Raw genomic sequence first — 9,035 nt, 5'->3', positions numbered from 1 at the left:
CCCGCCTGATCAGTGAACTGCCCGGCATCGTCGTCGTCTCCGACGGGCAGGGCGGTGACGCACCGCACCGGTGCTCGAGCTGGTCGGCGGCGTGCTCGTCGTGCCCGACGGCGGCCTGCCCGAGGTGCCAGGCATGGCGGTGCTGGTCGGCCGGGGTGTCGAAGGCCGCGGCGAAGGCGCGGTGGATCGCGACGCGCCGGTTGCCCGTGGCGCTGTGGTAGACCGCTGAACGGATCAGCGGATGCCGGAACGCCAGCCGCGGCCCGTCGTAGGTCAGCAGCTCGTCGAGTTCGGGGCGGTGCAGCAGGTCGGCGGCGATCCCCATGGAGGCGGCCGCCTTCTCGATGGTCTCGACGCTGCCCGAGCCGTCGGCGGCGATCAGCTGGAGCAGCGGCAGTGATTCGACGTGCCGCGCCCGGATCCTGGCCAGGAACGACCGCTGCAGCCGGTCGGTCATGGCCGGCGGCTCCGGGGTCCCCTCCGGCGGGATCCTCCTTCCGGCGAGTTCGAGCAGGGCCAGGGGATTTCCCCCGGTGATCGCCAGCAGACGGTCCTGCTCACCCTCGCTGAGGCGCCGCCCGGCGAGCAGCGCTCTGCCCGCTTCGGGTTCGAGGCCCGCGAGCGGGATGCGGCGCAGGTCGGGCAGATCGGTGCTGTGGCCCTCGTCGGCGCGCGCGGCCAGCGCCACCGCGATGGGCTCGTCGTCCAGCCGGCGGGCGACGAACGCCAGGGTCTTCAGCGTCGGCCGATCGGCCCAGTGCGCGTCGTCGACGACGCACAACACCGGCTTCTCCCCGGCCGCCAGGGACAGCAGCGACAGGGTCGACAGGCCCACCAGGAACGGATCGGGTGGCGCGCCGTGCGCGCGACCGAACAGGACGCGCAGAGCCTGCGCCTGCGGGTCCGGCAGCTCGTGGGCCCGCCCGAGCAGGGGGAGCAGGAGCTGGTGCAGCGTCGCGTACGCGAGATCGGCCTCCGGCTCGACGCCCACCGCGCGGAGCACCCGGAACCCCGCGGCCCGCTCCGTGGCGTGTGACAGCAGCGCGGTCTTCCCGATCCCCGGCTCGCCGTGGAGGATCGCTCCGCCGCCGCGTCCCTCGGCGGCGTGCCGCAGCAACGACTCAAGCAGTTCGCTCTCGTCGTCTCTCCCCAGCACACGCCGAGCATAGAAAGCACCGGCACCTGTGACAAAGCGAGCCCGCCGTTCAAGCTGGCCAGCATGATCAGTTACCCGTGGTCAGGACCATGCGGAAGCGGGCCCTGCCGGAGATCATCTTCTGGAACGCCGCACCGGCCTCCTCCAGCGGGACCTCCTCGGTCCACGCCCGGACGCCGTTCCGGGCGGCGAACCTCATGGTGTCCTGGGTGTCGACCGCGATGCCGGAAGCGTGCCCGTGCACCCGTTTGGCCGCGCCCACGAGTTGCAGAGGCGTGAGGTCCAGCCGCTCCGTGTCGACGCCGACGATGATGAGCTCGCCGCGGCGGCCCAGCCCGTCGATCGTCTGGGACATCGCCGCCGCGTTGGTCACCGTCGCCAGCACCACCTTGGCTCCCCCCTGGGCCTGCAGCGCGTCGGCCATGTTCTCGGTGGCGGTGTCGATGTAGTGGGCCGCGCCGAGCTTGTGAGCCAGCGACGCCTTCTCGGGGCCGCGGGCCATCGCGACGGTGTCGAAGCCCATCTTCGCGGCGAACTGGACGCCCAGGTGCCCCAGGCCGCCCAGGCCGAGGATCGCGACGGTGTCGCCGGAGCGCGCTGAGCTGCGCCGCAGCGCGTTGTACACGGTCACGCCGGCGCAGGCCAGGGGCGCGGCCTCCACCGCCGTGAGCTCGTCCGGGACCGCGGCCAGGGCGACGGCCGGCACCACGACGGAGTCGGCGAACCCGCCGGCGTACGCGGCACCCGGCACCTGAAGCTCGGGACAGAGGATGCCGTCGCCCTCCCTGCAGGCGTCGCAGTGGCCGCAGCTGCCGCCGTACCAGCCGACCGCCACGCGATCACCGACGGTCCAGCCGGCGACGTCGGCGCCGATCGTGTCGATGCGTCCCGCGATCTCGTGACCTGGCGTGACGGGGTACGTGGTGCCCGGGATGTGTCCGGCGATGATCAGCGCGTCGGAGTGGCACACCCCGCAGGCCTCGACGGTGACCCGTACCTGGCCCGGGCCCGGCTCCTGGGTGTCCACCCGGACCAGAGACATGTCCCCGCCGGGCTCGGCGACCTGTACGGCACGGTGCGTGGCAGAAGAAGACATGCCGTCTCCTCTTCTTACGGAAGCAGCGGCCCCGCGGAGAGGCCCTCTCTCGCGCCCCCTTTCCTGTCCACCGGCCGTCGAACCTGGTCAGAGCGGGTTTGCCAGGCTTTGAGGACGAGGAGGGGGCCGTCGTGTACGGTGAAGGCCCGGCGGTCCGGAGCGGCCGTGACGCGCCGGCAGACGTTCTGGCGAGACTGCGCAGGTCCCGCATGGTCCGCGGTGGCGGGCCTCCTCCCTGGAAGGGTTCGCGTACGGGCCCCCGGGGTCACGATTCCGGCTGGACGGATTGTCGATCATTGACCGGTCTCCTCACGATCCGTCCAGACGAATGCTGATATTTCGGGAATGTGGGCCACCATGACGGGCGTGAATCTCAACGGCCGCAAATTCGTGATGGTGAGCTCGACCGCGAGCGCAGTCGACCCGGACAGCCCGACGGAGTTCCTGTACCAGGAGTCCGACGGGGTGGTGTGGGGCAGCTACTCCGGCGACACCGTGACCCATGGGCGTTTCGTGGGCATGCGTGACGACGCCCAGGTGGCGATCTCGTACGCGCACGCGCTGAAGGCCGGCGGGAAGGCGGGCGGCCAGAGCAGCAGCCGCATCGAGAAGGGGGACGACGGGCTGCTGCGCCTGGTGGAGGAGTTCAGCTTCGACGGGGACGACACGGTGCACGTGAGCGTGTGCAGGGAGGTCGGCTGATCACTCAGTCGTCCTTGCGGAGGGCGGCGCGGCCCTCGGCGGCGCCGACGAAGCGCATCTTGCCGAGCGGCACGCCGCCCTGCGCCCCCTCCTGGACGGGCCGCCGCGCCGGACGGGCCCGGTCGCGATCACGGTCGCGGTCACTGGGCAGCACGTACGGCCGCTTGAGCACCTCGTCCAGGATGAACACGGTCTCCGTCGCCTTGACCGCCGGGATGTTGGCCAGCCGGTCGGTCACCATGGTGTGCACGGCGGCCACGTCGGACACGCGCACCTGGATCATGGCGTCGTGCTGCCCGGTGGTGATCGCGCAGTACTCCACCTCCGGCATCCGGGCCAGCTCGGCCCGGAACTGCTTCCACATCTGCTGGCGTACGGTCACGAAGATCAGGGCGGTGATGCCGAGCCCGGCCCGCACGTGGTCGATCTCGGCGGTGAAACGCTTGATCGCGCCGTCGGCGCGCAGCGCCTCGAAGCGCGTGTAGGCGTTCGCGCGGGAGATGCCCACCCGGTCGGCCAGCGCGGCCACCGAGATCCTGCCGTTCTCGCGCAGGACCTCGAGGATCTTCATGTGGATGTCGTCAAGCTCGAGACCGATGCCGATCCGTCCAGGCTGACCGCCACCGCCGACACCATTTCTGGAAATTTCACTCATCATTACCTCACTGACCTTTATATACGTCTCAGCGACCGCACAGTGCCTGGACGTTCTGCCGCACAATCCTCGACATCTTCCTGCCGAACGTCCAAATCTTGGAGGACCCATCATGGCGACCCGCTCGCAGACGGCGGCTGTGCTGCTCGCCGGTGCACTCGCCCTGGCCGCCTGCGGTAGCGGCGGCGGCTCCCAGGCTCCCGCCGCGTCCGGCGGTGGGGGCAAGACCCTCGTCATCGACACGTCCTTCGACCTCAAGACGGCCGACCCCGGCCGCACGTACGAGCCGACGGGCCTGATCGTCGGCAAGGCCGTCTACGAGACGCTGCTGACGTTCGACGGCGCCGACGTGACCAAGCCGGTGCCCGCGCTCGCCGAGTCGTACGAGCTGAGCAAGGACGGCAAGATCCTGACGCTCAAGCTGAAGAAGGGCGCCACGTTCGCGGACGGGTCGCCGTTGACCGCGGATGACGTGGTGTTCTCGCTGACGCGCGTGCGGGACATGAAGGGCACGCCGTCGTTCCTGCTGGACGGCGTCGAGGTGGCCAAGACCGACGACTCGACGATCACGCTGACGTCGAAGGCGGCCAACCCGGCGCTGCCGTACATCCTGCCGAACCCGGCCCTCGGCATCCTCAACAGCAAGGTCGCCAAGGAGCACGGCGCCACCACGGACGCCCAGGACAAGGCCGAGCAGTACCTGAACTCGGCCTCGGCGGGCTCCGGCCCGTACCAGATCGAGTCGTTCAACGTGAGCAGCCAGGTCACGCTCAAGGCGAACCCCAAGTACTACGGCACCAAGCCCGCCTACGACAAGGTCGTCATCCGCAACGTCGAGGCCGCCACGCAGAAGCTGAACGTCCAGCGCGGCGACAGCCAGATCGCCCTCAACCTGTCGGGCGACCAGGTCACCGGCATGCCCGCGACCCTGCAGGTCAAGAAGATCGCCTCGGCGAACGTCATCTTCCTGCTGGCCAACCAGGACTCCGCGATCAGCAAGACGACGACGAACCCCAAGTTCGTCGAGGCGGTCCGCAAGGGCGTCGACTACGCGGGGCTGCTGGAGCTGGCCGGCGAGGGCTCGGCGCAGGCGCCGGGCGTCATCCCGTCGCAGCTGCTCGGCGCGCTGCCCGCCGACCAGGCGGCCAAGCGGGACGTCGAGGGCGCCAAGGCGGCGCTGGCCGCCAGCGGCGTGTCGAACCCGACCGTCAAGCTGGAGTACCCGAGCGAGCTGACCGTCAACGGCCTGTCCTTCCAGCCGCTGGCCGAGCGCGTCCAGGCCAACCTCAAGGAGGTCGGCATCACGGTCGACCTGCAGCCCGCGCCGGTCACCACGGCCCTGGACAACTACCGCAACGGCAAGGAGGAGATGGGCCTGTGGTACTGGGGCCCGGACTACCCCGACCCGAGCGACTACCTGGCGTTCCTGCCGGGCAAGACGGTGGGCCTGCGGGCCGGCTGGAAGGCGGGGGCGGCCAAGGAGATCGAGGCCGCCGGTGACAAGGCCGCCACGGCGATCGGCGACGACGCCCGCAAGGCCGCCTACGTGGACGTGCAGACCAAGCTGAACGCCTCCGGCCCGTTCGTCCCGCTGATCCAGCCCAGCCAGAACATCGTGACGGCGGCGTCGGTGACCGGCCTCGAGTACCACCCGGTGTGGACGGTGGACGTGGCCGACCTCGGCGTGAAGTAAGGGAGCCTCACAGGTGTCCGACATCCCGGGCGAAGCCCGCCGGAGCCGGGCGAGACGGGTCCATCCGCTCGTCCGCTTCCTGATCCGGCGCATCCTGCTCGCGGTCCTGATGGCCTGGGGCATCACGCTCGTCACGTTCGTCCTGACGAACCTGGTGCCCGGCGACCCCGTGGCCGCGAACCTCGGCCAGCGGGCGCTGGGCGATCCGGCGATCGTGGCCCAGTGGCGGGCCGAGCACGGCCTGGACAAGCCACTCTGGGAGCAGTACGTGCTGCACCTCCAGGGCCTGCTCCACGGCGACCTCGGCACGAGCCAGCAGAGTCACCGGCCGGTCAGCCAGGACCTGGCCGAGTTCGTCCCGGCGACGCTGGAGCTGGCCGGGGCGGCGATCCTGGTGTCGCTGGTGCTGGGCGTGGCGTTCGGCGTGATCGCCGCGCTGCGCCGGGACCGGCTGTCGGACCACGCGCTGCGCGTGCTGAGCCTCATCGGCATCTCGGTCCCGACGTTCTGGCTGGCGCTGGTGGCGTTCTACGTGTTCTTCTACCGGCTGCAGCTCACCCCGGGCAGCGGCCGGGTGGACGCGGCGCTCAACGGCGCGGTCCCGGCCGTGACCGGGCTGCAGACCGTGGACGCGCTGGTGGCGGGCCGGTTCGACGTGTTCTCCTCCGCGGTCGGGCACCTCGTGACGCCCGCGCTGGTGCTGGCGCTCTACACGATCGGCCTGCTCACCCGCTTCACCCGCTCGGCGGTGCTGGAGGTGCTGGGGCAGGACTACGTGCGCGCCGCCAGGGCCAAGGGCCTGCCAGGCCGGGTGATCCTCTTCCGGTACGTGCTGCGTTCGGCCCTGGTGCCCATCATCACCGTGGCGGGCCTGGCGTTCGGCAGCCTGCTGTCCGGCACCGTGCTGGTCGAGGCGATCTTCGCCTGGCCCGGCGTCGGCCAGTACGCGTACAAGAGCGCCACCACCCTCGACCTGCCCGCCGTCATGGGCGTCGGCCTGGTCGTCGGCGTCGTCTACCTGGTCATCAACCTGATCGTGGACGTCCTGTACGGCGTCATCGATCCCCGAGTGAGGCTGCAATGAGACGGCGGGACCCTCTGGCCCGCAGGGGCCTGCTTGCCCGGCTGCCCGAGGCGTGGCGGCAGCCGCTGGCCGTGGTCGGCGCCGTGCTGGCGGTGGCCTGGCTGGTCATCGCGCTGGCCGCACCGATGCTGGCGCCGCACGACCCCCTCGCCCAGGACCTGCCGCGGCTCGCGCCGCCGGGGCCGGGGCACTGGTTCGGCACCGACCAGCTCGGCCGCGACATCCTGAGCCGCGTCATGTACGGGGCCCGGGTGTCGATCCCGCTGACACTGCTGCTGGTGGTGCTGTCGGTGCTGATCGGCGGGCTGCTCGGCGCCTGCGCCGGGTACTTCGGCCGGTGGGTGGACGAGACGATCATGCGGCTGGCGGACCTGGTGTTCGCGTTCCCGACCGTGATCCTGGCCATGGTGGTGGCCGCCGCGCTGGGCGCCAGCCTGACGAACGCGGTGCTGGCCGTGCTGGTGGTGGCCTGGCCCGCGTACGCCCGCGTCACCCGGGGGCTGGTGCTGGGGGTGCGCGAGCGGGAGTTCGTGCTGAGCGGGCGGCTGCTGGGCTTCTCCGTGTGGCGGTCGCTGCGCGTGGACGTGCTGCCGAACGTGACCGGCCCCATCCTCGTGCTCGCGACGCTGGACATCGGCACCGCGCTGCTGCTGCTGTCCGGGCTGTCGTTCCTGGGCCTCGGGGCCAAGCCGCCCTCCCCCGAGTGGGGGGCGATGGTGGCCTCGGGCGTGGAGGTGTTCGACAGCTGGTGGGTGGCGACGTTCCCGGGGCTGGCGATCCTGACGGTGGTGCTGGCGTTCAACTTCCTCGGCGACACCCTGCGGGACGCGCTCGACCCCCGTACGGCCCGCGCGATCAAGGAGCGTGCACTGTGACCGAGCGAAGCGAGGGAACGAGACAGCACAGCGACCCGGCCGCAGGTCCGACGAAGGAGGACCTGTGACGACGCTGGACATCACCGACCTGAAGATGTCGATCGGCGGCAAGGAGATCCTGCGCGGCGTCGATCTCGCGCTGGAGCCGGGCCGGGTGCACGGGCTGGCCGGGGAGAGCGGCTCGGGCAAGACGATGACGGGCCTGGCCGTGCTCGGGCTGCTGCCGCACGGCGCCCGCGTGTCGGGCGCGATCCGGCTCGGCGAGCGCGACCTGCTCACCCTGCCGCCCAAGGAGCTGAACCGGGTGCGCGGCGGCGAGGTCGCCATGGTGTTCCAGGACCCGGCGACCAGCCTGCACCCCATGCTGACCATCGGCAAGCAGCTCACCGAGCACATGCGCCACCACCTGGGGCTGGACAAGCGCGAGGCGCGGGCCCGGGCGGTGGAACTGCTGGGCAAGGTGCGCATCCCGGGCGCGGAGGAGGCGTACGGGCGCTATCCGCACCAGTTCTCCGGCGGGATGCGCCAGCGCATCGCCATCGCCATCGCGCTGGCCTGCTCCCCCAAGGTGCTGATCGCCGACGAGCCGACCACCGCGCTCGACGTGACCGTGCAGGCCGGCGTGCTGCGGCTGCTGCGCGGGCTCTGCGACGAGCTGGGGCTGGCGGTGCTGCTGGTCACCCACGACCTCGGGGTGATGTCCGCGGTGGCGGACGAGGTGAGCGTGATGAAGGACGGCCTCGTCGTGGAGTCGGGGCCGCGCGGGCGGGTGCTGCGGGAGCCCGAGCACGCCTACACGCGTTCCCTGCTGGAGTCCCTACCCGACGCGGAGGCGCAATGACTCTGTTGGCCATCGACGACCTGGTCGTCGAGCACCGCACCCCCGGGCGTCCCGCCGTGCGGGCCGTGGCGGGCGCCAGCCTGGAGGTCCACCCCGGCGAGGTCGTCGGGCTGGTCGGCGAGTCCGGGTGCGGCAAGTCGACGCTGGCCCGCGCCGTCTGCGGGCTGAACCCGATCACCGCGGGCTCGATCGCGTTCGACGGGCAGCCGGTCACGCCACTCGGCCTGCGGCGCAGGAAGCTGACCGGGATCCAGATGGTCTTCCAGGACCCGTACGCCTCACTCAACCCCCGGCGGCGGGTCGGCGACCAGATCGCCGACGGGCTGCGCACCTCGCAGGACACCGCCACCTCCCCCGCCGACCTGCTGGAACGCGTCGGCCTGCCGCGGGACTTCGCCGGCCGGCATCCGCACGAGTTCTCCGGCGGGCAGCGGCAGCGCATCGCCATCGCCAGGGCGCTCGCGGCCCGGCCGCGGCTGCTGATCGGCGACGAGCCCATCTCGGCGCTGGACGCCTCGGCGCAGTCGCAGGTGGCCAGGCTGATGCGGGACCTGGCGGTGGACTCGGGCGCGGGGCTGCTGTTCATCAGCCACGACCTGTCCGTGGTGCGGCTGATCGCCGACCGGATCGCCGTCATGTACCTCGGCAAGATCGTCGAGGTGGGCGACACGGCCGAGGTGTGGGCGGACCCGAAGCACCCGTACACGAAGGCGCTGCTCCAGGCCATCCCCAAGCCCGACGGGATGGGGGTGCTGCCCGCAGAGCTGGCCGGTGACGTGCCGGACCCGGCGAACCCGCCGGGAGGGTGCAGGTTCAACCCGCGGTGCCCGTCCGTGATGGACGTGTGCCGCGTGAAGGAGCCGGAGTTCGGGCCGGTCGCCTGCTGGCTGCACGAGCCGAAGTGACCCCCGTCCCCGGGCCGCGGGCCGCCGC

General features: G+C 71.5%; 9 protein-coding genes. 6 read left to right on the top strand and 3 right to left on the bottom strand.

Annotation, left to right across the window (positions count from 1 at the left end; translation table 11 throughout):
* Both ACWDX9_RS54920 and ACWDX9_RS54915 read right to left on the bottom strand, forming a co-directional pair.
* Window positions 1-1,156, bottom strand: a 1,156-nt coding sequence (locus tag ACWDX9_RS54920; RefSeq protein WP_449970455.1) for an AAA family ATPase, incomplete at its 3' end; no start/stop codon positions are given.
* Window positions 1,157-1,223: 67 nt separating this feature from the next.
* A complete protein-coding gene (locus tag ACWDX9_RS54915; RefSeq protein WP_449970452.1) occupies window positions 1,224-2,252 on the bottom strand; it encodes an alcohol dehydrogenase catalytic domain-containing protein in 1,029 nt (342 codons plus the stop codon).
* A 366-nt stretch (window positions 2,253-2,618) separates the two neighbouring features.
* On the opposite strand from ACWDX9_RS54915, the gene ACWDX9_RS54910 reads away from it, so the two are divergent.
* Window positions 2,619-2,954, top strand: a complete 336-nt coding sequence (locus tag ACWDX9_RS54910; RefSeq protein ID WP_364249774.1) for a hypothetical protein — start codon at window positions 2,619-2,621, stop codon at window positions 2,952-2,954.
* A 4-nt stretch (window positions 2,955-2,958) separates the two neighbouring features.
* Here the strand turns inward: ACWDX9_RS54910 and ACWDX9_RS54905 are convergent, their stop codons facing one another.
* Window positions 2,959-3,609 carry an Lrp/AsnC family transcriptional regulator gene (locus ACWDX9_RS54905; protein WP_357740542.1) on the bottom strand — a complete coding sequence of 217 codons (651 nt, stop codon included), beginning with the start codon at window positions 3,607-3,609 and terminating at the stop codon, window positions 2,959-2,961.
* Between the two features lie 112 nt (window positions 3,610-3,721).
* On the opposite strand from ACWDX9_RS54905, the gene ACWDX9_RS54900 reads away from it, so the two are divergent.
* From ACWDX9_RS54900 to ACWDX9_RS54880, 5 genes are all read left to right on the top strand, one after another.
* Window positions 3,722-5,302 carry an ABC transporter substrate-binding protein gene (locus tag ACWDX9_RS54900; protein WP_449970449.1) on the top strand — a complete coding sequence of 527 codons (1,581 nt, stop codon included), beginning with the start codon at window positions 3,722-3,724 and terminating at the stop codon, window positions 5,300-5,302.
* A gap of 13 nt (window positions 5,303-5,315) precedes the next feature.
* On the top strand, window positions 5,316-6,386 hold the full coding sequence (locus ACWDX9_RS54895) for an ABC transporter permease (RefSeq protein ID WP_449970446.1): 1,071 nt from the start codon (window positions 5,316-5,318) through the stop codon (window positions 6,384-6,386).
* Window positions 6,383-7,261, top strand: a complete 879-nt coding sequence (locus ACWDX9_RS54890; RefSeq protein WP_355196099.1) for an ABC transporter permease — start codon at window positions 6,383-6,385, stop codon at window positions 7,259-7,261. Before ACWDX9_RS54895 ends, ACWDX9_RS54890 begins: the two co-directional genes overlap by 4 nt.
* 64 nt (window positions 7,262-7,325) lie before the next feature.
* Window positions 7,326-8,102 carry an ABC transporter ATP-binding protein gene (locus ACWDX9_RS54885; RefSeq protein WP_364249765.1) on the top strand — a complete coding sequence of 259 codons (777 nt, stop codon included), beginning with the start codon at window positions 7,326-7,328 and terminating at the stop codon, window positions 8,100-8,102.
* Window positions 8,099-9,007: an oligopeptide/dipeptide ABC transporter ATP-binding protein gene (locus ACWDX9_RS54880; RefSeq protein ID WP_449970442.1), complete on the top strand. Its 909-nt coding sequence runs from the start codon at window positions 8,099-8,101 to the stop codon at window positions 9,005-9,007. Before ACWDX9_RS54885 ends, ACWDX9_RS54880 begins: the two co-directional genes overlap by 4 nt.
* The last annotated feature ends 28 nt before the right edge of the window (window positions 9,008-9,035 follow it).

It is taken from the genome of Nonomuraea sp. NPDC003201 (genome assembly GCF_053590415.1).
Note: the sequence above shows the minus strand (reverse complement) of the source record. Positions and strands in the feature narration are given on the sequence as shown.

Bases quoted from the DNA above. Each gene is read 5' to 3' on its own strand.
- ACWDX9_RS54905 (WP_357740542.1), bottom strand. From the start codon at position 3,609: ATGAGTGAAATTTCCAGAAATGGTGTCGGCGGTGGCGGTCAGCCTGGA.
- ACWDX9_RS54915 (WP_449970452.1), bottom strand. From the start codon at position 2,252: ATGTCTTCTTCTGCCACGCACCGTGCCGTACAGGTCGCCGAGCCCGGC.
- ACWDX9_RS54880 (WP_449970442.1), top strand. From the start codon at position 8,099: ATGACTCTGTTGGCCATCGACGACCTGGTCGTCGAGCACCGCACCCCC.
- ACWDX9_RS54900 (WP_449970449.1), top strand. From the start codon at position 3,722: ATGGCGACCCGCTCGCAGACGGCGGCTGTGCTGCTCGCCGGTGCACTC.
- ACWDX9_RS54890 (WP_355196099.1), top strand. From the start codon at position 6,383: ATGAGACGGCGGGACCCTCTGGCCCGCAGGGGCCTGCTTGCCCGGCTG.